Origin of the sequence: Streptomyces sp. NPDC021020 (assembly GCF_044333285.1) — a bacterium.
In the GTDB taxonomy this organism is placed as follows: domain Bacteria; phylum Actinomycetota; class Actinomycetes; order Streptomycetales; family Streptomycetaceae; genus Actinacidiphila.
The window spans coordinates 14,891-40,238 of sequence record NZ_JBIRQQ010000003.1 but is presented as its reverse complement, the minus strand read 5'-3'; the positions used below and the strand labels follow the sequence as shown (position 1 = coordinate 40,238).

The following is a 25,348-nucleotide window of genomic DNA, read 5'->3' as shown; positions in this document are numbered from 1 at the left end:
TCCGGGGGTACCTCCTCGGAATGCGCGTCTGACCTCTCCCCGGGTCGGTAAGCCTCGAAGTGCGCATTCCTGCGGGGGCACCCCCGGATCGTCCCCCTCCCGAGGTCTCGTGGGCGGCTGTCCCGCCGGTGGGGGTGAATGTTTCAAGGGACTGCGGTTCGCCCCCGATGGCGAATGCGCCCCACTGGTGGGCCGAAAGCCGACGTCGTACTCGCACGGGTGGCTGGGGGTGGGAAGCCGGGGGCGGGGCGTCAGCCGAGGTGGTTGCCGGTGAGGCCCGGGGGGAGGTTTTTGCCGTCGAGGCCCGGCGTGGGCGTACCCGTGCCGCCGTTGGAGTCGCCGGTGATGGACGAGACCGTGTGCCACGCGGACTTGAGCCAGTCCGAGGAGGCGTCCCACAGGTTGCGCGTCGTGTTGAACCAGTCGGGCAGCGGTGTCGTGTACCAGACCAGGACGAAGAGGGCGACGAGCACCAGGATCACCACGAGGCAGCCCTTGAGGCACCCCAGGCCCGGGATCTTGACGGGATTGGCGCTGCCGCGGCGCCGCTGCTCGCGCTCGGGCGCCTGCGGGCGCTGCTGCTGCGGCGGCTCGTACCGCTGCGGCTGCTGCTCGTAGCGCCGCGGTTCGTACGCCTGCGGCTGCGGGGGCTGCTGGTAGCGCGGCTGCTGGGGTTGCTGCTGCGGGTAGCCGTAGCCCTGGCCCTGCTGCCCCTGCTGCTGCGGATATCCGTATCCCTGGCCCTGCCCCTGCCCCTGCCCTTGTGCGGGGCGGGCGGGCTGGCGGCGCGGGCGGCGGAAGAGGGGGTCCATCTCGGGGGGCAGGTAGTGCGCCTCGGTCTGGTCGTTGCGCTGCCGGGCCGCGTTGAGCTGCGACTCCCACGGGTGCGGGCCCTGCGGCTGCGGCGGGCCGGAGTCCGGTACGGGGGGCAGCACCCGCGTGCCGTCCCCGCCCGCCGGCGGGAGGACGCTGGTGGCGGCGGACGGGTCGTACTGCTGCCCGCCGCCGGATCCCGACGGCAGCACCTGCGTGGGGTCGGCGTCCGGACCGGCCGCACCCGCCGCGGCGGCGAGGTTGGCGCCCCGCGGCAGCGTCGGGTCCTCGTCCGGTACGAGCAGCGCGCCCACGCCGAGCGCGGCCTCGGCGGCGGCGGGCGTGGCGTGCACCCCGACCCCGGCCGCGACGACCCGCAGCGCGCGGGCCAGCGTCTCGGCACTGGGCCGCTGCGCGGGCTCCTTGCGCATGCAGCGCTCGATGACCGTCCAGAGCGGCTCGGGGATGTTGCCGGGCCTCGCCGGCTCCTGCCGCAGATGCGCCTGGAGCACCTCGATCGCGCTCTCGCCCTGGAAGGGCGCCCGGCCCGTGACCAGCTCGTAGAGCAGGATGCCGGCGCCGTAGACGTCCACCGCGGACGTCTGCGGGCGCCCCTGCGCGGATTCGGGCGCGACATACGCGGGCGTGCCGACGAACTCGTGGGTCCGGGTCACGCCCGGGGAGTCGGCGAGCCGCGCGATGCCGAAGTCGGTGAGCATCGGGTGCATGCGCTCGTTGCCGTCCTCGTCGACGAGGGTGGCGAGCAGCACGTTCGCGGGCTTGAGGTCGCGGTGGACGACGCCGTCGGCGTGGCTGGCGGCGAGCGCGTCCGCGACGGCCGCGGTGAGCAGCGCGGCGGCGACGGGGCTGAAGGGTCCGTTCTCGCGCAGATAGCGGTGCAGGTCGGGACCGTCGACCAGGTCCATCACGAGCGCGAGCAGATCACCCTCGACGACCAGGTCGCGGACCCGCACGATGTGCGGGTGGCGCAGCCGCAGCAGCACGGAGCGCTCCCGCAAGAAGCGCATCACCACGTCGGGGTCGCCCGCGAGCTCCTCCTTCAGCACCTTGACGGCCACGGTCGCGCCGGGCGCGAGGCCCTCCGCCGCCGGCGGGGCGTCCGGACCCCCCTCCGCGCCGCGGACCCGGGCACGCCAGACGGTGCCCGTGGCGCCTCGCCCGAGCGGCTCCTCCAGGAGGTATTTGCTGCCTACCGGCCGCACGTCATGCGCTCCCTGCTCCGTAGTGACCGGGCGCTTCCTCCCGGTGCCCGATGCCCGGTTCCGGCCAAGCGTAGTGCCGTGCGGCGCGAGGTGGGTCGGGCGGCGAGGCCGAATTCCCGGGTAGGACGCGCACGAGCTCCGCTCGGTTGCGAGGCCCCGCGCCTTGCGGTGGGCGTGCGGCTTTCCCGCCGCGGGGGTTTCCCGCGCCTGCGGCGCGGGTGTTTCCCACCCGCACCACCCGTGCGGGTAAGACGTCGGCTATCCGTCCACCAGTGGGACCACACCACCGTCGGCGGCGAGCCCGCCGTACAACCCGGAGGGGGACGATCCGGGGGTGCCCCCGGAGGAATGCGCACGCAGGTCCTTGCCGATGCGGGTGAGGTCAGACGCGCATTCCGAGGAGGTACCCCCGGAGTGGCACCCGACCCCACCGCCGGGCCGCCGCGCAGGGGCGCGGGGAACTGCGCGAGCAACCCACCACCGGCGCAAGGTCGCGCAACACACCGCAACCCCCCACCCCGCAGCGCAGCGCAGGTGCTCACACCCGGACGTATGGGGCGGCGCAGCCACGGGCAAGATCACGGGAGCCGATACCGGCGGCAGGCTGTCGGCGCCGGGTGGGAGGATGCACCCGTACGGTCCGGTGGGGGCGGGCGGGAGCGGCCCCAGCCGGGTATGTGCCAGTGCAATGCCAACGCGCTCGTGCGCGCGGCCGGGGTCGGGGTAGGGACGCCCGCCCCGCCGTACGCCCGGGCAGAAGGGACCGCGGACGAGATGCAGATCCGGCTGACCGTCCTCGGGCCGCGCAGCGGCCGGGCAGCCCGCGGCAGCGACGTACTCGTGACGGCGCCCGCGGGCACCGTGCTGGGCTCGGTCGCCGGCGCGCTCGCCTCCGCGGCGGGGTCCGGGCAGCCGGGCCGCTCCGCCGGGTCCTCGGTGGCCCTCTTCGCCGGGCAGGAGCGCGTACCGCCGACCGCGGTGCTGGGCGTACCGCCGCTCGTGGACGGCGCGGTGCTCGCGCTGCACGCCCCCGCGGGCCCGCACGACCCGGGCCCGTACGGCAGCTTCGGGGAGTACGGCAGCCCCGCCGCGGGTGCGGCGCGGCTGCTGGTGGTCGGCGGGCCGGACGCGGGCGGCGTGCATCTGCTGCCCGGCGGGCGGGCGACGATCGGCCGGTCCGCGGACGCGGATGTGCCGCTGGACGACCCGGACGTCTCGCGGCTGCACTGCGAGGTCGCCTTCGGCCCGGACGGCACGCCGACCGTCGCCGACCTCGGTTCCACGAACGGCACGGCGCTGGACGGCCGCGCCGTCGACCGGCAGCCCGTACCGCTGCCGCCGGGCGCGCTGCTGCAGCTCGGCGAGTCCACGCTGCGCCTCGACCCGCCGGGCACCCCGGCCCCGCACCCCCTGCCGGCCGCCCCGGACGCCGAGGGCCACCTCCGGGTGAGCCTGCGCGACTCCGGAGGGGAACCGGCGGAGGTGCACACCGCGGCCCAGGCCGGGCCGCGTACGTACGCGCAGGCGCCCGCGGCTGCCACCGGGCCCACCGCGTACGGCCACGGCACCTTCCAGCCCGCCGCGACGCCGAGGTCCCCCGTTGAAGACCCGGCGGGGTACGGGGAGACCACCGGCGGCAGGCGGGACACCGGCCAGGCGCGGCGGCCCGGAGCGGGCGGCGGGCGCGGCGGGGTCGTCGGCTCGATAGGGGCGTGGGCCCGGCGCAGACTCCAGGGCGCGGGGCGCGCGGAGAGCGCGGAGGCGTACGCCGGGGCGGAGGCCGCGGCGCTGCGGGAACGCTGGCCGGATCCGGCGGCGGTACTGCTCACCGCCCTCGGGCCGGGCCGCCGCCTGTGGGAGCGCGGCCCCGGCCACCCGGACGCGCTGACCGTACGGCTCGGCACCACCGGCTACGGCCCGCGGCAGCCCGCGGGGGTGCCCTTCGCCGTCGCCCTGCGCGACCCGCACTCCGCGGCGCTGACCCTCACCGGTCCGCGCCCCCGCCTCGCCGGACTGGCCCGCGCGGTGCTGGCCCAGCTGTGCGCCCTGCACTCCCCAGGCACCCTGGAGGTCGTCCTGCTCAGCGCCGACCGCACCCGCCCCGCCGACCAGCGGGCCGAGGAGTGGGCGTGGCTGAACTGGCTTCCGCATCTGCGCCCGGCCCACGGCCAGGACTGCCGCCTGCTGCTGGCCTTCGACCGCGAGCAGGCCCAGGCACGGACGGCGGAGCTGGTCCGCCGGATCGAGGAGGACGCGGCGCACGCCTGGGGGCCGCCCGGCGCACCGGCGCCCACCGCGAGCCGTGCTCGGGCCGCAGGCGGCGCGCAAGCGCCCAGCAACGCAAACGCAGCAGACCCCGCCCGGACCTCCGGATCGACCGGCGCCGTTGGTCAAGCCTGGGCAGCAGGCAGCGCACAAGCCACCGGAGACCCCGCGTGGACCTCCGGATCAGCCGACGCCACGGGCCGCGCCCGGACGGCAAGCGACGCACAAGCTCCCGGCGACGCAACCGCCACAGCCCCCGCCCGGACCCCCGGAACAGCCGACGCCACGGGCCGCGCCCGGACGGCAAGCGACGCACAAGCACCCGGCGCACCCGGCGCACCCGGCGACCCGACCGCCACAGCCCCCGCCCGGACCGCCGGGACAGCGGGCGCGGCGGGCCGCCCGGGAGCCGCAGGGACCGTCGGCGGGGCGCGGGCGGCGGGAGCCGCAAGTTCGGCAGGCGCTACGGGCCCCGCCTCCGCCGCGCGGGGCGCGGGTGCCGCGGGTGGGACGTACGTCGTGCTGGTCGTCGACGGCGACCCGGGCTCGGCCGCGCTGCGCGAGACCGTCGCCCGGATCGCGGCCACCGGGCCCGCGGCCGGCGTGCACGTGCTGTGCCTGGCCGAGCCGGGCGAGCGGCCCGCGGTCGACACCGGCGTGGTCGCCCGGCTGTCCGGGGACGTCGCGACGACGCTGCGGGTCGAGCCCGCGGACGCGAGTGGCACGGATGAGGACGACGAGATCGTGCTGGACGCGGTGTCCGCCGCCTGGGCGGAGCACTTCGCCCGGGCGCTGGCCCCGCTGCGGGAGGCCGACGCGGAGTCGTACGGCGCCGGGTCGCGGCATGCGCTGCCCGCGGCCGTACGGCTGCTCGACGAGCTGGACCTGGCGCTCGCCACTCCCACGAAGATCGCCGCGCGCTGGGCCGCCGCGCACCCCGCGGTGCCGGCCGCCGGGGCGGTCCTCGGCGCCGGGGCGGGCGGCGAACGGGTCGCCGTCGACCTCGTCGCGGAGGGTCCGCACCTGCTGGTCGGGGGCGCGCCGGGCGCGGGCAAGACGGAGCTGCTGCGGTCGTTCGCGGCCGCGCTCGCCGCGGGTGAGCGGCCCGACCGGCTCTCGCTCGTCCTGCTCGACGGCGGCGGCCAGGAGCGCGGCGAGGGGCTCGCCGTATGCGCGGACCTGCCGCACGTCACGGAGCACCTGGCCGCGAACGACCCGGTGCGGATGCGGGAGTTCGCGCAGGCGCTGGGCGCGGAGCTGAAGCGGCGGGCGGCCGTGCTCGGGGAGCGGACGTTCGCGGCGTGGCACGCCGAACGGGTCGTGGCCGCGGGCGTACCGCACCAGGGCGGGCGGCGGCCCGCGGACGCGGACGCGGCGGAGACGCCCGCGATGCCGCGGCTCGTGCTGCTCGTCGACGACCTGGACGCGCTCGTCGCGCCCGCGCTCGGCAGCCCCGGGCGGCCCGGGGCGGGCAGCGTCGTCCGCGCGGTCGAGGCGGTCGCCCGGGAGGGTGAGCGGCTCGGCGTCCACCTCGTCGCCGCGACCGGGCGGCCCGAGCGGACCGCGGGGACGGACGCGGACGAGCGGGCGCCGCTGCGGATCGCTCTGCGCAGCGCGGATCCGGAGTCCGCGGCGCTTCTGGTCGGTGTCGAGGATCCGGCGGGCTTCGACGAGGCGGTGCCCGGACGGGGCTATCTCCGCCGGCCGGGCGGGGCGGTGACGGCCTTCCAGGCCGGGCGGGTCAGTGGGCGCATTCCCCGTACGGCGACGCTGCGGCCCACTGTCGTGGCGCTCGAATGGGAGCGGTTGGGGGATCCGCCGGCGCGGCGGCAGGTCCGTGAGCTCGGGAACGGGCCCACGGACCTCGCGCTCCTCGCCAGCGCGCTCCAGCGCGCCTCGGAGGCCGCGCCGCTCTCCTCCTGACCTCGCGCCGTCCCCGCGCCCGGGGGGTACGTCGGCGGCTTTCCCGCCGCGGGGGTTTCCCGCGCCTGGCGGCGCGGGGTGTTTCCCACCCGCACCACCCGTGCAGATGAAGGGCGTGTGCACGCCTTCCCGTGGGGCGAAACCACCGTCGGCGGCGAGCCCGCCGTACAGCAGAAGGGGGACGATCCGGGGGTGCCCCCGGAGGAATGCGCACGCAGGCCCCGTCACGCTCGGGAAGAGGTCGGACGCGCATTCCGAGGAGGTACCCCCGGAGTGGCACCCGACCCCACCGCCGGGCCGCCGCGAAGGGGCGCGAGGAACTGCGCGAGCAACCCCCCACCCACAGCAAGGTCGCGCAACGAACCGCAACCCACCGCCCCGGAGCGTCAACCCCCCACCCCCCTAACACGTTTGCGCCAAGATCACGGAGTGGTCACAGCACCCCTACCCCGGCGTTCCCGGCCTTGCCGGGGGAAGTTCACCGGGCGTAGGACAGGACGCCACGGGACTGAGGGGATGCGAGATGCACACGTTAAAGCGCAAGCCGCGTACAGCCACCACGAGCAAAGCCGCAGGCAAAAGCCTCCGCCGCGCTACGCGCATAGCGGTGGCGACCGCGGCGGCGTCCGCCCTCGCGCTGACCGCCGCGGCCTGCGGCGGCGACAAGAAGGACGACGGGGACAAGAAGAACTCGCCCAGCTCCAGCGCGAGTTCGAGCAGCGCCGCAGGCGGCGCGCTGCAACTGCCCGACCTGCACGGGCAGAAGCTGGAAGTGGCCGCGGTCTGGACGGGCCCTGAGCAGAAGAACTTCCAGAAGGTGCTGGACGAGTTCGACAAGCGCACCGGCGCGAAGAGCACGTTCGTGCCGACGGGCGACAGCCAGTCGACCTTCCTGGGTGCGAAGATCCAGGGCGGCGCCCCGCCGGACGTCGCGTTCCTCGCGCAGAACGGCGTCCTGCACCAGTTCGCCGACAAGGGCTGGCTCAAGCCGCTGGGCGCGCAGGCCAAGGCCGAGCTGCAGAAGAACTTCTCCCAGGGCTGGCAGGATCTCGGCGCCTGGAAGGGCCAGCAGTACGGCATTTACGCCAAGGTGTCCAACAAGTCGATGATCTGGTACAACACCTCCGCCTTCAGCAACGCGGGCGCGACGGAGCCGAAGACCTGGGCCGACTTCCTGAAGACGGCGGAGACGGTCTTCGACTCGGGCACCCCGCCGGTGTCGATCGGCGGCGCGGACGGCTGGACGCTCACCGACTGGTTCGAGAACGTCTACCTGTCGCAGGCCGGCCCGGACAAGTACGACCAGCTGGCCGCGCACAAGATCAAGTGGACGGACCCGTCCGTCAAGGACGCGCTGACCACGCTGGCCCAGCTGTTCGGCAAGAAGGACCTGATCGCGGGCGGCACGAAGGGCGCGCTGGCGACCGACTTCCCGAAGTCGGTGACGCAGACCTTCACCGGCAACCCGCCGGCCGCCGCGATGGTCTACGAGGCGGACTTCGTCTCGGCGTTCATCGCGGGCAACACCAAGGCGAAGGTCGGCACGGACGCCAAGGAGTTCGCCTTCCCGGCGGTCGGCAGTGGCAAGGCGCCGGTCGTCAGCGGCGGTGACGTGGCGGTGGCGCTGAAGGACACCCCGGCGGCGCAGGCGCTGCTGACCTTCATCGCGTCGCCGGACGCGGCCAAGATCTGGGCGCAGGGCGGCGGTTACCTGTCGCCGAACAAGAACCTGGACATGGCGGCGTACCCGGACGACGTGCAGCGCAGCATCGCCACCTCGCTGATCGGCGCGGGCGACGACTTCCGCTTCGACATGTCGGACCAGGCGCCGGCGGCCTTCGGCGGTACGAAGGGCCAGGGCGAGTGGAAGGACCTCCAGGACTTCCTCGCCAACCCCGCTGACATCGCGGGCGCGCAGGCCAAGCTGGAGGCGGACGCCGCCAAGGCGTACGGGGGCTGAGGGTGGCCCCGGCATCGGTGGCGGACGCCACCGCGGGGGCGGGCGGCGGTGCCGCCGCTGTCCCGCCCCCGCCGGGGCCCGCCAAGGGGCCCCGGCGCAGTGTGATGACGACCCGGCCGTGGGTGGCGGCGCTCTTCCTGCTGCCCGCGCTGATTCTGCTGGGCGCGCTGGTGGCGTACCCGATCGTCTACACCGTCAAGCGCAGCCTGTACGACGCGGACGACAGCGCCTTCGTGGGGCTGAAGAACTTCGGCACGGTCTTCAGCGACCACGGCATCCTCACGGCGGTGCGCAACAACGTCGTGTGGGTGCTGGTCGCGCCGACGGTGGCGACCGCGCTCGGCCTGGTCTTCGCGGTGCTGACGGAGAAGGTGAGCTGGGGCACGGCGTTCAAGCTCGTCGTCTTCATGCCGATGGCGATCTCGATGCTGGCCGCGGGGATCATCTTCCGGCTGGTGTACGAGCAGGACCCGCACCAGGGCGTGGCCAACGCGGTGGTGGTCGCCGTCCATGACACCTTCAGCGACTCGGCCGCCTATCCGGGCGCGAGACCGCGGCCGAACAGCGACCTGAAGCCGTCCGCGGGCGGTTCGTTCACGTCGCAGGCGAAGGCGGCCGCGGGCGCCCCGGCGGATCTGCCGCTCGTCGGCATCCCGCAGAACAAGGTGCCCTCGGGCGCGCAGGACGCCAAGCCCGCCGCGCCGAAGCAGGGCGCGGTGACGGGCACGGTGTGGCTGGACTTCCGGCCGGGCGGTACGGGCACGCCGGGGAAGATCGACCCGGGCGAGAAGGCGCTGTCGGGCGTGAAGGTGCAGGCGGTCAGGGACGGCAAGGTCGTCGCGTCGGCGAAGACCGGCAAGGACGGCACGTACGAGCTGCCCGCGGACGCCGTCGGCGCGCAGCTGCGGCTGCCCGCGTCGAACTTCTCCGGCAAGTACGAGGGCATCAACTGGCTCGGCCCGAGCCTGGTGACGCCGTCGATCATCGCGTCGTACATCTGGATGTGGGCCGGTTTCGCGATGGTGCTCATCGCGGCGGGCCTGGCCGGCATGCCGCGCGAGCTGCTGGAGCAGGCCCGGGTGGACGGCGCCAACGAGTGGCAGGTCTTCCGCCGGATCACGGTGCCGCTGCTGGCGCCCGTGCTGGTGGTGGTCACCGTCACGCTGATGATCAACGTCCTGAAGATCTTCGACCTCGTCTACATCATCGCGCCGGGCGACAGCCAGCAGGACGCCAACGTGCTGGCGCTGCAGCTGTACCTGTCGTCCTTCGGCGGCGGCAACAACCAGGGCGTGGGCAGCGCGATCGGCGTGATCCTGCTGCTGCTGGTGCTGCCGGTGATGATCTTCAACATCCGGCGGCTGCGGAAGGAGGGGCGCCGATGAGCGCGGACCAGGCCGCGGCACCCGCGGTGGAGCCGGCACGTGCGGCGCGGCCCGCCGAGAAGCCGCGCCGGGGGCTCGGGGCGCGGGTGGCGGAGCTGGCGAGTGGCGGGCTGGTGCGGATCGTGCTGCTGGTGGTGGGCCTGTTCTGGCTGCTGCCGACAGTGGGCCTGCTGCTGTCCAGCCTGCGCACCCCGACCGACATCGCGGCGAGCGGCTGGTGGAAGGTCTTCACCTCGCCCTCGCAGCTGACGGTGACCAACTACCGCACGCTGCTGGACAACCACGCCGTCACCGACTCGCTGGTGAACACCGCGCTGATCACCGTCCCGGCCACGCTGCTGGTCGTGGTGATCGGCTCGCTCGCCGGCTACGCCTTCGCCTGGATGGACTTCCCCGGCCGCGACTGGTGGTTCATCGCGGTCGTGGCGATGCTGGTGGTGCCGGTGCAGGTGGCGCTCATCCCGGTGGCGAAGCTCTTCGGCGACATCGGGATCTTCGGCGACATCTCCGGGGTGGTGCTCTTCCACACCGCCTTCGGGCTGCCGTTCGCGATCTTCCTGCTGCGGAACTTCTTCGCGGAGATCCCGCGCGAGCTGCTGGAGGCGGCGCGGCTGGACGGCGCGGGTGAACTGCGGCTGTTCCTGCGGGTGGTGCTGCCGCTGGGCGGCCCGGCGATCGCCTCGCTGGGCATCTTCCAGTTCCTGTGGGTGTGGAACGACATGCTGGTCGCGCTGATCTTCGCGGACAGCGACTCGCAGCCCATCACGGTGGCGCTGCAGCAGCAGGTGCGGCAGTTCGGCAACAACATCGACATCCTGGCGCCCGGCGCCTTCGTGTCGATGGTCATCCCGCTGGCGGTCTTCTTCGCCTTCCAGCGGCAGTTCGTCAACGGGGTCATGGCCGGCGCCGTGAAGTAGCCGAGCGTGCACGACCGGGCATTCCGGGTAGCGGGGGACGTCTACACTGACGCCCCCCGCAGCCCGGGGCGGCCCCCGCCCGGGGCCGCCGCCCGTTCGAACGGATCGCCATGACGCTCTCCCCCGCCGACGCCGGCCCGGCCGGCGAGCAGCTTCCCGCGCCCGCCTCGCTGGACGAGGTCAAGGGCTGGTTCTTCCCCGCCGACCAGGTGCTCTTCGACTGGTTCCTGACCCGGCAGCAGGAGCTGACCGAGCCCGGCGACCTGCTGGAGATCGGCGCCTACATGGGCAAGAGCGCGATCTTCCTGGGCGGCTACCTGCGCGACGGCGAGACCTTCACCGTCTGCGACCTGTTCGATTCCCCGGCGCAGGACGACGCCAACTCCGCGGAGATGCGCTACTCCTATTCGACGCTCACCCGTCGCTCGTTCGAGGCAAATTACCTGTCCTTCCACGACGCCCTCCCGGCCGTGCTCCAGGACCTGTCGTCGGTCGTGCCGGAGCGGGTGCCCGCGGCCAGCTGCCGCTTCGCGCACATCGACGGCTCGCACCTGTACGAGCATGTGCGCGGCGACATCGACAGCGCCCGCGCCCTGCTGCACCCGCACGGCATCGTCGCCCTCGACGACTACCGCTCCGAGCACTGCCCCGGCGTGGCCGCCGCGGTGTGGGAGGCCGTCGCCACCGGCGGCCTCAGCCCGGTGTGCGTGACCGGCACCAAGCTCTACGGCACATGGGGCGATCCGGCGCCGGTGCGCGAGGCGCTGCTGGGCTTCCTGGCCGGCCGCGACGACCTGTGGCACGGCACCGAGGCGGTGGGCGGCGGCACGCTGGTGCGGGTCAAGGCCGCGAAGACCGTCGTGCCGCCCGCGCACCCGGTCTCCCGGCACCGGCCCGCCGAGCCGCCCGTCGAGCCGCCCGTGGAGGCGGCCCCGGAGGTGCCCCAGCAGCAGGCCGCGCGGCCGGCCGTACGGCGGCGGTCGCCGCTGCGGCGGTTCGCGCTCGCGGTGCTGCCGCCGTTCATGGCCCAAGGCTTCGTAAGGCTTCGGGCGGCACTGCGCCACCAGGCGTAACCAGCGGGGCAGCCGCGCGTTCGCAGGATATATAGCGTCACACGCCGCATTTCTCGCGCATGCGGTCGTAACGTCCCTGCCCCCGTGTCGAACCTGGATGTGCTGCTGTGCCCCGCTTCAGCGTCATCGTGCCCGTCTTCCACGTGCAGGCCTATCTGCACGCCTGCCTGGACTCCGTGCTCGGCCAGTCCTTCGGCGACATCGAGGTCATCGTGGTGGACGACTGCTCGCCGGACGGCAGCGGGGAGATCGCCGACGCCTACGCCGCGCACGACCCGCGCGTCACCGTGCTGCACCTGCCGGAGAACGTCGGCCTCGGCCCCGCCCGCAACGCCGGGCTCGCCCGCGCCACCGGCGAGTACGTCCTCTTCCTCGACAGCGACGACACCTACGCGCCCGGCGCGCTCGCCGCCGTCGCCGCCCGCATCGACGCCACCGGCCACCCCGACCTGCTGGTCTTCGACTACGTGCGCACGTACTGGAACGGCCGGGCCGAGCGCAACCAGTTCGCGGCGCTGCTCGCGCAGGACGGCCCGCAGGTCTTCACGCTCGCCGAGCGCCCCGAGCTGCTGCGGCTCATCATGGTCGCCTGGAACAAGGCCTACCGCCGCGACTTCCTCACCCGCACCGGCCTGCTCTTCCCCACCGGCTACTACGAGGACACCCCCTGGACGTACCCGGCGCTGATGACCGCGCGGAGCATCGCGCTGCTCGACCAGGTGTGCGTCCACTACCGGCAGCGCCGCCGGCGCGGCATCCTGCGCACCACCAGCCGCCGGCACTTCGAGATCTTCCGGCAGTACGACCTGCTCTTCGCCCTCGTCGACGCGGATCCCGCGCTGGAGCGGTGGCGCGGGGTGCTCTTCCGGCGGATGCTGGACCACCTCTCGACGGTCTTCTCGCTGCCCGACCGGCTGCCGCGCTCCTCCCGCCCGGAGTTCTTCCGCCGCTGCCGCGCCCAGTACCGCAAGCTGCGGCCCGACGGCTTCCGCCTCGCCCCCGGCAGCCGCAGCGGGGTGCGCTACCTGCTCATCGCGCTCGGCGCCCGCCGCACCTTCACCGCCCTCGGCGGGCTGCACCGGCTGCGGCTGCGCACCGCCCGCAAGGCGGCGGCCCTGCGGCGGCGGGCCCGCGCGGCGGCCCTGCACGCGTACTACCGCCTCCAGCGGCGCCGCCCGCTCGACCCGGGCCTCGCCGTCTTCTCCGCCTACTGGGACCGCGGTTACGCCTGCAACCCCGCCGCGATCGAGGCCGCCGTCCGCGCCCTCGCCCCGCACATGCGGACGGCCTGGGTCACCACCGAGGCCTACGCGCACACCCTCCCCGCGGGGGTGCGGCGCCTCGAACCCGGCTCGGCCGCCTACTGGAAGGCGCTGGCCCGCGCGTCCTACCTGGTCAGCAACGTCAACCTGCACCGCCGCTACGCCAAGCGCCCCGGGCAGGTCAACGTGCAGACCCACCACGGCACCCCGCTCAAGCACATGGGCATCGACCTGATGGCCCATCCCGCCGCCGCCCGCGGCACGGACTTCGAGCGGATGCTGCGGCACGTCGACCGCTGGGACTACAGCGTCTCCGCGAGCCGCCACTCCAGCCTGGTCTGGGAGCGCGCCTACCCCGCCGCCTTCACCTGCCTCGAATACGGGCAGCCGCGCACCGACGTCTTCCACCGGGCCACCCCCGAGGACGTCCTCGCGCTGCGCGACCGCTTCGGCATCCCGCGCACCGCGACGGCCCTCCTCTACGCCCCCACCCACCGCGACTACGAGCGCGGCTTCCGGCCGCTCCTCGACCTGCCCCGGCTCGCCGAGGAACTCGGCCCCTCCGTCGTCCTGCTGATGCGCGCGCACTACTTCCACACGCCGGACGCGGCCGCGCCCGCGGCCCACCCGCGGGTCATCGACGTCAGCGCGCACCCGTCCGCGGAGGAGGTGTGCCTCGCCTCCGACGGGCTCATCACCGACTACTCGTCCCTGATGTTCGACTACGCCGGGCTCGACCGGCCGATCGTCCTGCACGTCCCCGACTGGGAGACCTACCGGGCCACCCGCGGGGTGTACTTCGACGTCACCGCCACCCCGCCCGGCCCTGTCGCCCGCACGCAGGACGAACTCACCGACATCCTCGCGACCGGCTCCTGGTCCGGCACCCGCGCGGCCGCCCTGCGGGCGGCTTTCCGGGCCCGCTTCTGCCCCTACGACGACGGCCACGCGGCCGAGCGGGTCGTCCGCCGCGTCTTCCTCTCCGAGGAGGGCGGCCTCCCCGCGGTGGTCCCCCTCCCCGACCGCACTCCCGTCCCGGGTCTGCCCCCGGCGCCCACCCGCGGGACCGTCCGCCCTGCCCCCTGAGCTCCGCTCCGGACCTTGCGGTGGGTGGTGGGCCAGCCGCGCAGTTCCCCGCGCCCCCAAAAACGCTCACCCTGCGCGGAGGGGCAAGCCCTCAGGGGCGCGGGGAACTGCGCGCTCAGCCCACCACCGGGGGAAGGTCGCGCGGGCCACCGCACGTGGCAGCCCGGAGCGTCAGGGCGCCGGCACCGCAGGGGCCGAGGTCTCCGCGGGAGCGGGCGCGAGCGCGGGCGCAGGCGCAGGACGCCGCTCCTCCAGCGGCCGGTAGGGAAGCAGCCCCTCCTCGGAGAGGAACACGCGGCGGACGACGCGCTCCGCCGCGAGCCCGTCGTCGTACGCGCAGAAGCGCGTACGGAAAGCCGCCCGCAGAGCAGCCGCGGCCTCGCCGCGGTACGCCCCGGAGCGGAACGCTTCCGCGAGCGCCGCCTCGTCCCGCGCGACAGCGCCCGGCGTCTCGCCGGGGCGGCCGGACAGCAGGTCGAAGTAGACGCCCCGCGCGGCGCGGTACGCCGCCCAGTCCGCGGAGTGGATCACGATCGGCCGGTCCAGGTTCGCGTAGTCGAACATCAGCGACGAGAAGTCGGTGACGAGCGCGTCGGACGCGAGGCACAGCTCCTCCACGCTCGGGTGCGCGGAGACGTCCACGATCGCCCCCGCCGCGTGCAGCGCCTCCAGCTCGGGGCTCTCCCCGTAGAAGTAGTGCGCGCGCACCAGCAGCGTGTGCCCGGGCCCGAGCTCGCGGGCGAGCCGCCCGAGGTCGAGCGGCAGCACGAAGTCGCGCTGGTAGTCGCGGTGGGTGGGCGCGTAGAGGATCGCGACCGTGCCGTCCGCGAGGCCGAGCGCCTGCCGCGCGGCCCGTACCTCCTCCGCGCCCGCGGTGTGGAAGACGTCGTTGCGCGGGTACCCGCTGGGCAGCGTGGTGTAGCCGCTGGGGTAGACGCGGTCGAAGACCTCCGCGGAGTGCTGGTTGGCGACGAGCGAGTAGTCCCACTGGTCGGCGTGGTCGAGCAGCCGCCCGAAGCTCATGCCCTTGCCGGCGGCGGGCCGGGCCCGCAGGTCCATGCCCATGTGCTTGAGCGGCGTGCCGTGGTGGGTCTGGACGTACGTCTGCCCGGGGCGCTTGACGACCGTCCCGGTGAAACTCGCGTTGTTGACGAGGTAGCGGGCGCGGGCGAGGACGTCCCAGTAGCGGCGGGTGTTGACCACGACGTGGTCGGTGCCGGGCGGCAGCGCGTCCCGGTCGCGCTTGGTGACGACCCACACGGCGCGTAGGTGCGGGGCGATCTCCTCGGCCTTGCGCGCGATCGCGGCGGGGTTGCAGGCGACACCGCGGTTCCAGTAGGCGGCGTAGACGACCAGATTCGGGTCGATCGGGCGGCGCAGCCGCATCCGGTAGTAGCGCTGGTAGGCCGCGCGGGCCAGCCCGTGCCGGTGGGCCCGCAGCCGCCGGGCGGCGCCGCCGGCGAGGGCACGCAGGGCCAGGGCGGCGCGGTAGCGCGGGTAGGAGCCGCTGCCGGCGGCCCGTACCCAGCGGGCCTCGGCGGGCTCGGGGGCGGTCCAGCCGGCGGGGCGGTGGTCGGTGAGCAGCCGCCCGGCGCGGCGGACGAAGTCGGGCGTGGCGTCGGGCGTGAGCCGGTCCTCGCCGACGGCCATGAGCTGCGCGGTCATCTGCCCGTAGAGCGCGGCGCGCTGCGGCCCGTCGGTGATCTCGGCGAAGAGCTCGTCGTAGCGGTCGAGCACGGCCAGGTGGTGGCGGCCGCGGGTGGTCGTGAGGCTGCCGGAGCGGCGCTTGCGCCACCGTACGCACACCCGATCCAGGCAGGCGATGCGCTCGGCGGCGGTCAGCACGCGGGCGGCGACGGCGATGTCGGCGTAGGGGGCGTCGCCGAACGCGAAGCCGTGCCCCGTCCAGTGGTCGCGGCGCACCGCGCGGTTCCAGGCGGCGGGGTGGAGGGCGAGGCAGCCGGGGCGTTCGGCGGCGGTGAAGACGCGGTCGCCCGCGGCGGCCAGGAAGTCGGCGTCGCCGCTCTCCTGGACGTTCTCCCACACGGTGAAGCGCTCGTGGTCGAAGAGCAGCACGTCGGGGTCGCCGGTGGCGGTGAGGCGGGCGTCGAGGGCGGCCAGCGTGCCGGGTGTCATGACGTCGTCGGCGTCGAGGAAGAGCAGGTAGTCGCCGGTGGCGTGGGCGGCGCCGGCGTCCCGGGCGAGCCCGGTGCCGCGGTGGACGTCGAGCCGGACCGTGCGGACCCGGGGGTCGGTGGCGGCGAGGTCGGCGGCGACCGCGCCGGACGCGTCGGGCGAGGCGTCGTCGACGGCGACCAGTTCGAGGTCGCCGTAGGACTGGCCGAGGACGGACTCGGCGCAGACGCGCAGGAAGCCCTGCGCTCGGTGGGCGGGGACGACGACGCTGAAGCGGGGCATGACCATCCTGGACAGATCGGTGGTTTCCGGCGCGGGGTAGCTTCCGAGGGTAATCACATGGGCACCGTGTGTCGATCTGCGGGGCCGTGTCGCTCGTTCGGCCTACCTTCGGTGACCGCTCAGGGCGCGGCGAGTTGAACCACACGGCATGGTCTGCCGCCGCCACTGAAAGGAGCGTTGCCGTCCCATGACGCCCCGCTTGACCGTCGTCGTGCCCGTGTACAACGTCGAGCAGTACCTGGAGGAGTGCCTGCGGTCGATCGCCGCGCAGTCACTGGCCGACCTCGACGTGGTGATGGTCGACGACGGGTCTACGGACGCCAGTGCGGACATCGCCCGCGCGTTCGCCGCGGGCGACTCCCGCTTCCGGCTGGTCTCCCAGGAGAACGGCGGGCTCGGCCACGCCCGCAACACCGGTGCCCGGCACGCCGACCCGGAGACCGAGTACCTGACCTTCGCCGACAGCGACGACGTCCTCCCGCCGCACGCGTACGGCCGGCTCACCGCGCTGCTGGACCGCTCGGGATCGGACTTCGCGACCGGCAACGTCTACCGGCTCACCGCCGCCGGCCGCAGCCAGGCCTGGCAGTACCGCGGCATGTCGAAGACCGTCAGCCGCACCCACGTCACCCGCGACCTGGGCCTGCTGTCGGACCGGGTGGCCTGGAACAAGGTCTTCCGCCGCGACTTCTGGAACCGGCACGCGCTCGCCTTCCCCGAGGGCGTCCTCTACGAGGACACGCCGGTGACGATCCCCGCGCACTTCCTCGCCGAGGCCGTGGACGTCTCCCACGAGCACGTGTACTACTGGCGCATCCGGGAGGGCTCGATCACCCGGCGGCGCACCGACGTCAAGGGCGTCACCGACCGCATCGCCGCCGTCGACGGCGTCTCCCGCTTCCTCGCCGATCCCGCCAACACCCGCTGGAGCAGGCACAAGCGGGACTACGACCGCTCCGTCCTCACCGACGACCTGCTCTACTTCATCGAGGCGCTGCCGATGGCGGGCCCCGACTACCGGCGGGTCTTCATGGAGCGCACCGCCGACTACCTCACCCGCGTCGACCCGGACCTCTTCCCCGGGCTGCCCGTCGAGCTGCGGATGCGCTGGGAGCTGATCCGCGAGGGCCGACTCGACGACCTGCTCGACGTCCTCGCCCACGAACAGCACGGCGGGCGTACCGTCTTCGACCTCGCGGGCCCGCCGCTGCGCAAGCGCGCCGCCCTGCCCCGCCCGGACGGCACGCCCGTGCCGCTCTCCCGCGCCGCGACCGCGGTGGGCCGCTCCGACCTGCCCGTCGTCGCCCGGCTGCGCGACCTGCGCCTGCGCGAGGGCAAGCTGGTGCTCAGCGGCTATGCGTACGTCCGCAACGCCGACGCCCGCGGCCGCCACGCCCAGTTCACCACCGCGGTGGCCACCTGCGGGCGCAGGCGGCTGCTGCTGCCCGTGCGTACGGTGCGGGTGCCGGACGTCACCGACGAGCAGCGGCAGGAGCGCCACTGCTACGACTGGTCCGGCTTCGAGATCACCGTCGACCCCGCGCGGCTGCGCGAGCAGGGGCAGTGGAAGCCCGGGCAGTGGCGGATCGGCGTGGTGGTCGCGGGCGCCGCGGGCCTGCGCCCGGCCGCGCTGCGCGCCGCCGAGACCGGCGCGGGCTCCTCCCCCGTGCCCTTCCCGCTCACCGACGACATCCGCCTCGTGCCCTGGTACAAGGACGGGCGGCTGCACCTGTCCGTCGAGCCCGTCACCCGCCGCCTCACCGGCCACCGCGCCGGGGCCGACGGCACGACGCTGCGGCTCGCGCTCGACGTCCGCGACACCCGCCTGCCGGTCTCGCTGCGGCTCACCCAGCAGACGGGCGGCTCCGTGCTCGACGTGCCGCTGGAGCCGGGCGAGCCGTCGGGCGGCTGGACGCCGCTGACCGCCGAGGTGCCGCTGGCCCGGCTGGGCCGCGCGCGGCCCGACCTCACCGGGCTGCCGAAGGAGGTCGCCCCCGAGACGACGACGACCTGGACCGCCGACCTCGTCTTCCCGGGCGGCAACACCGCCCGCGTCGCCCTCGACCGCGCCCTCCCCCCGGGCCGCTACCCCCTCCCCGCCGACGAACGCGGCACGAGCGGCCCCGTGCCCCGCGAACTCTCCGTCGAGAACACGGCAGCCGGCAACCTCGTCCTCCGCGACCGCATCCCCCACGCCCTCGCCGACCACCTGACCCTGACCCCGCAGGGCCTCCTCCTGATCGAGGGCACCCTCCCGCCACGCCCCGCGGCGAAGCCGCCCACGGAGAACGCGGGGGCCGCTGCCGGGCAGGGCGGCGCGGAGGCCACGGGGCCCGGCGATGCGGTCGCGCCCGCGGCGCCGGACGAGGCCGCGGCACCGGACGGACCCGCCGGCCCGGACCGTACCGGCGAGGCTCCACGCGCGGTCAGCCCCGAGCAGGGCCCTGACGGCGAGGCCGCGACGGCGGCAGCCGAGCCCGGCACCGAGACGGCAGCCGCCAACCGGCCCGACCGTACCGACGAAACCACGGCCACAACCGGGGCCGCCGGACCGGGCCGTACCAGCGAAACCGCGGACGCGGCCGGCGCCGAACCGGGCCGCGACGGCGAAGCCACAGCCACGGCAGCCGCCGCACCCGACACCGAGGCGGGGGCCGCCGACCTCCCGAACCGTACCGACGAAGCCGCCGCAGCAAGCGGAACCGCCGAGCCGGGCCGTACCAGCGAAACCGCGGACGCGGTCAGCGCCGAACCGGGCCCTGACGGCGAAGCCCCAGCGGCGGCAGCCGCCGCACCCGGCGCCGCGGGCGTGCGGCTCATGCTGCGGCACGGCACGTACAGCGCCGAGACCGGCGTCGGAGTCAGCGTCGGCGTCGCGGAGGAGCCGGGCGGCGGCGCCCGGTTTTCCGCGTCCGTGGACGTCGGGCACCTCCCGTACGCCGGGCGCTGGTATCTGCACCTGCGGGCGGACGGCCGGGACACGCCCGTACGGATCGCGCAGGCCGCGATGCCCGCGCTGCCGATGGCGCTCCCGGAGGCGGAGGGCGCCCGCCCGGTCACCGTCGACCGGCGCTTCCACGACCACCTCTTCGTCGCCGCAGGCGACCCCGTGCCGGCCGGGGACCGCAGCCCGTACCGGCAGCGGCTGCTGCGCGAGCGCCGCTACCCGGTGCTGGTGCGGCGCGAGCTGACCGAGACCGTGCTCTACAGCAGCTTCGACGGCCGCCGCTGCGACGACTCGCCGCGCGCCGTGCACGGCGAGCTGGTGCGCCGCGGCGTGGCGATGGAGCACGTGTGGGCGGTCGCCGACCGCAACGTGCCCGTACCGGCCGCCGCCCGCGCGGTCGTGATCGGCAGCCACGCCTGGTACGAGGCGCTGGCGCGCAGCCGCTGCGTCGTCACCAACACCCACCTGCCCGCGTTCTTCCGCCGCCGCGACGGCCAGCACGTCGTGCAGACCTGGCACGGCAGCCCCGTCAAACGCTTCGGCCAGGACCTGGCCGGCACCCTGTGCGCGGACCTCACCCACATGTGGCCGCAGCCGCGCCGCGGCGACCAGTGGAGCCTGCTGCTCTCGCCGAACGCGCAGAGCACTCCCGTGCTGCGCCGCGCGCTGGACTTCCACGGCGAGACCGCCGAGACCGGGCTGCCCCGCACCGACCTGCTCAGCGGCGAGGACCGGGAGAAGGTCGCCGAGGAGGTGCGCGCCCGGCTCGCCCTCCCGCCGGGCCGCACGGTGGTGCTGTACGCGCCGACCGTCCGCGACGACGAGGCCTACGACGCCGGGCACCAGCGGCTGCACCTCGCCGCCGACCTCGCGGCGCTGGAGGCGGAACTCGGCGACACGCACGTGCTGCTGGTGCGCGCCCACCCGCGCGTCGCCGACACCGTGCCCACTGCGCCGGACGGCAGGGGCTTCGTGCGGGACGTGTCCGGCCACCAGGACCTGGCCGAGCTGCTGCTCGCCGCCGACGTGCTGGTCACCGACTACGCCTCGCTGCTCGCCGACTTCGCGGTGACCGGGCGCCCGGTCCTGCTGCTCGCCCCGGACCTCGCGCACGTGCGGGACACGCTGCGCGGCTTCACCTTCGACTTCGAGGCGCAGGCCCCCGGCCCGCTGCTCGCGGACACCGCGGAGCTGATCGCCGCACTGCGCGACCCCGCCGCCGCGGTCGGGCCGTACGGGGACGCGTACGACGCCTTCCGCGCCGCCTTCTGCCATCTGGACGACGGCAATGCCGCCGCCCGCGTGGCGGATCTGATTCTGCGCGGGCCGCGGATCTGATGAGGCGGGGGCGCCGCGCCCCCGCCCCGTGTCCCGCGAAAACCCCGCCCCCCTCCCACCCCTTGGTCTCTCATGCCCTTCGCGCCCCGGCACAACAGCCCCTCCTGGAGGCCGTCACCGTGCAGCTGTCCGTGATCACCTCGCTCACCGGACTGGCCCTGCTGGCCTGCATCCTGGAGCTGCTGCGCCGCCACCAGCTCAAGGAGAAGTACGCGGCCCTGTGGCTCGCGGTCGGCTCCGCGGTCGTCCCGCTGGGGCTCTTCCCGTGGATGCTGGACTCGGTCGCGGGCAGCGTCGGGATCAAGTCGGGCGTCAGCCTGGTGCTCTTCGCGGGCATCGTGCTGCTGCTCCTGGTGTGCCTGCACCTGAGCTGGGAGTCCAGCCGCCTGGAGGAGAAGACCAGGACGCTGGCCGAGGAGATCGCCCTGCTCAGGACGGAGATCGACGCCCCGGACCCGGGCCCGGCCCCCTCCCCCGCACCTGCCTCCGGGTCCGGGCCGCGTCCCGGCTCCGGCCCCGGTCCCGTCGCGCGGCGCCCGGAGCGCTCCGGATGAGGTCGGGCGCGGGATTCGACGCGGGCGCCGGCCTCGGCACGGGAGCGGGCGGCGGCGCCCGTACGGACACGGCAGCGGGTACGGGCGCGGGCGCGGGTACGTCCGCCACGACCGGCACCGCCCCGGCGGCTCCGGGCGGGGCGCGCCGGGTGCTGGTCATCGTGCCCGCCTGGAACGAGGCGGCCGGGCTCGCCGCCGTCCTCAAGGAGCTGCGGACCGCGGTGCCGTGGGCGGACATCCTGGTCGTCGACGACGGCTCGACCGACCTCACCGCCGCGACCGCCCGCACCGCGGGCGCCATGGTGGCGCGGCTGCCGTACAACCTGGGCGTCGGCGGCGCGATGCGCACCGGCTACCGCTACGCCCTGGACCACGGCTACGACGCCGCCGTGCAGGTCGACGCCGACGGCCAGCACGACCCCGCCTACGTGCCCGCGCTGCTGGCCGCCCTGGACACCGCGGACCTCGCGGTCGGCGCGCGCTTCGCGGGCGTCGGCGACTACCGGGTGCGCGGCCCGCGGCGCTGGACGATGCGGCTGCTGTCCCTCGTGCTGTCCGCGCTCGCCGGCACCCGGCTGACCGACTCCACCTCCGGCTTCCGGGCCTGCAACGGCGACCTCATCGCCTTCTTCGCCCGCTGGTACCCGGCCGAATACCTGGGCGACACCGTCGAGAGCATGGTGGGGGCGCTGCGCCGCGGCTACCACGTGTGCCAGGTGCCGGTCGCGATGCGGCCGCGCGCGGCGGGCGCGCCCAGCCAGTCCGCGGGCCGCGCCCTGGTCTACCTGGCCCGCACCGGCCTGGTGCTGCTGCTCGCGCTGACCCGCCGGGTGCCCGCCCCGACCCGCGCGGACCTGCCCCGTATGCCGCGCACCCCAGGAGCCCACCGATGAGCGGCGACGGCGTGCGCTTCGACGTGACGATCCCGTACTACGGCGACGTCGCCCTGCTCCGGGCGGCGGTGCGCAGCGTGCAGGCGCAGGACGGGGACGACTGGCGGCTCACCGTCGTGGACGACGGCCGCGAGCCGGGTGTGCCGGAGTGGTTCGCCGGGCTCGGCGACCCGCGCGTCCACTACCTGCGCAATCCCGAGAACCTCGGGGTGACGGGCAATTTCAACCGCTGCGTGGAGCTGGCCCGCGCGCCGCACGTCGTGCTCATGGGCTGCGACGACCTGATGCTCCCGGGCTATCTGCGGACCGTGCGGCGCGCGCTGCGCCGCTCCCCCGGCGCCGCCATGGTGCAGCCGGGCGTGCAGGTCGTGGACGGCGACGGGCGGCCGTGCCGCACGCTCACCGACACCGCGAAGAAGCGGCTGTACGCGCCCGGCCGGGTGCGCCGGGCTGCCGCGCTGCTCGGCGGCGAGGACCTGGCGGTCTCGCTGCTGCGCGGCAACTGGCTGTACTTCCCGTCCGTGTGCTGGCGCACCGACGCGCTGCGCGCCCACCCCTTCCGCGCCGACCTGGGCGTGATCCAGGACCTGGCCGTCGTCGTCGAACTGCTGCTGGACGGCGGGCGGCTGGCCACCGACCCCGAGGTCTGCTTCCGCTACCGGCGGCACGCGGAGAGCGCGTCCGCCGCGCAGGCCGCGACCGGCGCCCGCTTCGACGAGGCCCGCGGCTTCTTCCTGGACGCCTCCGCGCGGCTGCTCGCGCACGGCTGGCCGCGTGCCGCCCGCGCCGCGCGCCACCACTGGTCCTCCCGGCTGCACGCCCTGACGCTGCTGCCCGCCGCCGCGTCCTCCCGCCCGGCGGCGGAAGCGCTGCTCCGGCATGCCTTCGCCCCGCGCCGGGCCCCGCTCCCGGCGGCCCCGCCGCCCCGGGCGGACGAGCCGGACCCGGCGGCCGGACCGCGGGAGTCCGGCACGCCCTCGCCGGAACCCGTGACGGGACCCGCGGCGGAGCCCTCCGGGCGGGATGCCCCCTGAGCCGCCGGAGCCGTATCAGCCACCCCGGCCGTACCAGCTGTGACGTGAAAGGCGTGAAAGCCCAGCAATGTCCGACACCACCACCCCCGACTACACCGCCCGCCTGCTGGCGCGGCGGCTGCTGCCCACCCAGGCGCCCTACCGCTGGAATCTGCGCCGGCTGCGCCTCGGCAGAGTGCTGGACATCGGCTGCGGGGTGGGCCGCAACCTCCAGCACTGCCCGCCCGGCAGCGTCGGCGTCGACCACAACGCGTACTCCGTGGCCGCGGCCCGGGAGCGCGGCCTGACCGCGTACACGCCCGACGACTTCACCGCCGCCGGCTTCGCGCCCGGCTCCTTCGACGCCCTGCTGTGCGCGCACGTCCTGGAGCACCTCGACGCCGACACGGCCACCGCGCTGCTGGCCGCCTACCTGCCGTACGTCCGGCCCGGCGGGCGCGCCGTGCTGATCACCCCGCAGGAGGCGGGCTTCGCGAGCGACGCCACGCACGTGCGCTACGTCGGCTTCGAGGAGCTGGCGAAGGAGGCCGCGACCGCCGGGCTCACGGTGCGCCGGATGTACTCCTTCCCGCTGCCGCGCCGGGCCGGACGGGTCTTCAAGTACAACGAGTTCGTGATGGTCTGCGCGGTGCCCGCGGCCCCCTCGGCGGACCGCCGGGCCGCCAGGTGAGCATCGACGCAGGTCCGCAGGACGGCGCCCGCCGCCTGCCGCCGCCGGCCGCGCTGCGGCGGGCCGCCGACCGCGTCCCGCCGCACGCCCGGCTGCCCGTCGCCGTCGCCGCGGGCTGCGAGTTCGTGCTGCTGCTGTGGTGGCTGGCCTTCTACCCGGGCCTGATGAGCTTCGACACGGTCACGTACGTCTGGCAGGTGACGACCGGTCACTGGCGCAGCGACCACTCCGTCGCCTACGACGTGCTGGTGTGGCTGTCGCTGCAGATCACCGGCGGGCTCGGCGCGCTGACCTTCCTCCAGACGGTGGTGCTGGCCGCCTGCCTCGGCTACGCCTGCCACGGGCTGCGCGCCCTCGGCGTGCGCGGCCGGTGGGCGGCCCTCGCCCCGCTGGCCGTCGTGGTGATCCCCTCCACCGGCACCTTCGGCATCTTCGTGTGGAAGGACAGCGCCTACGCGATCGCCGCCGTGCTGGCCTTCGGCGCGTGCGCGCACCTCGCGGTGCGGCAGCGGCCCGTGACGCACTGGTGGCTGCTGGCCGCGGCCATGGCGGGCCTGTCGGTCTTCCGCAACAACGCCTACCCCGCGGTGGTCGTCGCGGGCCTGGTGCTGCTCGCCGCGATCCCGCGCTGGTGGCGGCGGATCGCGGCCGTCACGCTGATCCCGACCGCGGCCGCGCTCGGCCTGAACTTCGCCGTCTACCCGGCGGTCGGCATCCAGTCGCCGCGCACCAGCTCGTACTACGCCTTCAACTACGCCGACATCGCCGTCGCCTACCACCGCGCGCCGGACTCCTTCCGCGGCTCGGACCTCGCGGTGATGCGGCAGGTCGCGCCGCTGTCGCACTGGTCGGGCGGCGGCGCCAACTGCGCCTGGGTCGACCCGCTCATGGCCCCGCCCTTCGACCGGCCCGCCGCCGAGCGGCTCAACAGCCGGCTGCTGGACGTCTGGGGCCATGTCCTCAAGGCGCGGCCCGACCTGGTGATCTCCGCGCATCTGTGCCGGGGCCGGATCGCCTGGGCGCTGCCGCACAACGACACCGACATCTACGTCCAGCCGCCGGTGATCCCCGCCGACCGCTTCGGCTACGCGCTCCCCGGCCACCCCATGGCGGGCAGCCGCTGGCTGCCCGCGCTGCGCACCGACGTGCCGTCCGTGACGCTGCACCGCGCGGGCGTGTGGGCCTACACCGCCGCCCGCGCGCCGGAACTGACGTGGCTGCTGTGGACGGGCTCGCTGTGGTGCTGGGCGACGTATCTGATCGTGGCCCGGGTGATGCGGCGGCGGCCGCTGCGGGCCGCCCTCGCGCTGGCCGCGACCACGGTGGGGCTCCAGGTCGCGGTGCTGGTCGCGACGCCCGCGGGGCTCTTCCGCTACATGGCGGCGCCGGTGGTGCTGGGCTTCCTGTCGGTGCCGCTGCTGGCGGCGGCGCACCCCGCCGACCGGCCGCCCCCGGAGCCCGTCCCGCCCCGGCGCCGGGTCTTCCGCGGCCGGTCGGCTCCCCCGCGCCCGGAGGAGGAGCCGGCGGCGTGAGGGTGCGGTGGGGGTGGCGCGGGGTGCCGGGGACGGCGGGGCGGTTACGGGTACG

At 75.2% G+C, this 25,348-nt stretch carries 14 protein-coding genes; 12 read left to right on the top strand and 2 right to left on the bottom strand.

Translation table 11 applies throughout. The annotated features are described in order from the left end of the window. Nucleotides 1–251: 251 nt before the first annotated feature. Nucleotides 252–2,036 carry a serine/threonine-protein kinase gene (locus ACH4SL_RS08620; protein WP_398442729.1) on the bottom strand — a complete coding sequence of 595 codons (1,785 nt, stop codon included), beginning with the start codon at nucleotides 2,034–2,036 and terminating at the stop codon, nucleotides 252–254. Between the two features lie 774 nt (nucleotides 2,037–2,810). Here ACH4SL_RS08620 and ACH4SL_RS08615 point away from each other — a divergent pair. The 6 genes from ACH4SL_RS08615 (at nucleotide 2,811) to ACH4SL_RS08590 (ending at nucleotide 13,907) form a co-directional block, all read left to right on the top strand. After that, complete coding sequence (locus ACH4SL_RS08615; RefSeq protein WP_398442728.1) at nucleotides 2,811–6,224, top strand: FtsK/SpoIIIE domain-containing protein; 3,414 nt, start codon at nucleotides 2,811–2,813, stop codon at nucleotides 6,222–6,224. A 523-nt stretch (nucleotides 6,225–6,747) separates the two neighbouring features. Beyond that, entirely contained in the window at nucleotides 6,748–8,184 is a 1,437-nt protein-coding gene (locus tag ACH4SL_RS08610) for an ABC transporter substrate-binding protein (protein WP_398442727.1), read from the top strand. 104 nt (nucleotides 8,185–8,288) lie between these two features. Continuing rightward, a complete protein-coding gene (locus ACH4SL_RS08605; RefSeq protein WP_398442726.1) occupies nucleotides 8,289–9,569 on the top strand; it encodes a carbohydrate ABC transporter permease in 1,281 nt (426 codons plus the stop codon). Beyond that, nucleotides 9,566–10,486, top strand: a complete 921-nt coding sequence (locus ACH4SL_RS08600; RefSeq protein ID WP_398442725.1) for a carbohydrate ABC transporter permease — start codon at nucleotides 9,566–9,568, stop codon at nucleotides 10,484–10,486. The genes ACH4SL_RS08605 and ACH4SL_RS08600 overlap by 4 nt, the downstream gene beginning before the upstream one ends. A 110-nt stretch (nucleotides 10,487–10,596) precedes the next feature. Continuing rightward, entirely contained in the window at nucleotides 10,597–11,559 is a 963-nt protein-coding gene (locus tag ACH4SL_RS08595; RefSeq protein WP_398442724.1) for a class I SAM-dependent methyltransferase, read from the top strand. A gap of 107 nt (nucleotides 11,560–11,666) precedes the next feature. After that, the gene (locus ACH4SL_RS08590; RefSeq protein WP_398442723.1) at nucleotides 11,667–13,907 is read left to right on the top strand and encodes a CDP-glycerol glycerophosphotransferase family protein; all 2,241 of its coding nucleotides are present in this window, start codon (nucleotides 11,667–11,669) and stop codon (nucleotides 13,905–13,907) included. Nucleotides 13,908–14,078: 171 nt separating this feature from the next. Here ACH4SL_RS08590 and ACH4SL_RS08585 read toward each other — a convergent pair whose 3' ends face one another. Beyond that, entirely contained in the window at nucleotides 14,079–16,325 is a 2,247-nt protein-coding gene (locus tag ACH4SL_RS08585) for a CDP-glycerol glycerophosphotransferase family protein (protein WP_398442722.1), read from the bottom strand. A 187-nt stretch (nucleotides 16,326–16,512) separates the two neighbouring features. Here ACH4SL_RS08585 and ACH4SL_RS08580 point away from each other — a divergent pair, with 187 nt between their 5' ends. From ACH4SL_RS08580 to ACH4SL_RS08555, 6 genes are all read left to right on the top strand, one after another. Next, complete coding sequence (locus ACH4SL_RS08580) at nucleotides 16,513–20,610, top strand: CDP-glycerol glycerophosphotransferase family protein (protein ID WP_398442721.1); 4,098 nt, start codon at nucleotides 16,513–16,515, stop codon at nucleotides 20,608–20,610. Nucleotides 20,611–20,729: 119 nt separating this feature from the next. Further along, complete coding sequence (locus ACH4SL_RS08575) at nucleotides 20,730–21,164, top strand: DUF2304 domain-containing protein (protein ID WP_398442720.1); 435 nt, start codon at nucleotides 20,730–20,732, stop codon at nucleotides 21,162–21,164. Then, nucleotides 21,161–22,057 (top strand): glycosyltransferase family 2 protein, encoded by an 897-nt coding sequence (locus tag ACH4SL_RS08570; RefSeq protein ID WP_398442719.1) that lies wholly within the window; start codon nucleotides 21,161–21,163, stop codon nucleotides 22,055–22,057. The genes ACH4SL_RS08575 and ACH4SL_RS08570 overlap by 4 nt, the downstream gene beginning before the upstream one ends. Then, on the top strand, nucleotides 22,054–23,091 hold the full coding sequence (locus tag ACH4SL_RS08565) for a glycosyltransferase family 2 protein (RefSeq protein WP_398442718.1): 1,038 nt from the start codon (nucleotides 22,054–22,056) through the stop codon (nucleotides 23,089–23,091). Before ACH4SL_RS08570 ends, ACH4SL_RS08565 begins: the two co-directional genes overlap by 4 nt. Nucleotides 23,092–23,158: 67 nt before the next feature. Then, nucleotides 23,159–23,761 (top strand): class I SAM-dependent methyltransferase, encoded by a 603-nt coding sequence (locus tag ACH4SL_RS08560; RefSeq protein WP_398442717.1) that lies wholly within the window; start codon nucleotides 23,159–23,161, stop codon nucleotides 23,759–23,761. Next, nucleotides 23,758–25,293, top strand: a complete 1,536-nt coding sequence (locus ACH4SL_RS08555; RefSeq protein WP_398442716.1) for a DUF6020 family protein — start codon at nucleotides 23,758–23,760, stop codon at nucleotides 25,291–25,293. Before ACH4SL_RS08560 ends, ACH4SL_RS08555 begins: the two co-directional genes overlap by 4 nt. The last annotated feature ends 55 nt before the right edge of the window (nucleotides 25,294–25,348 follow it).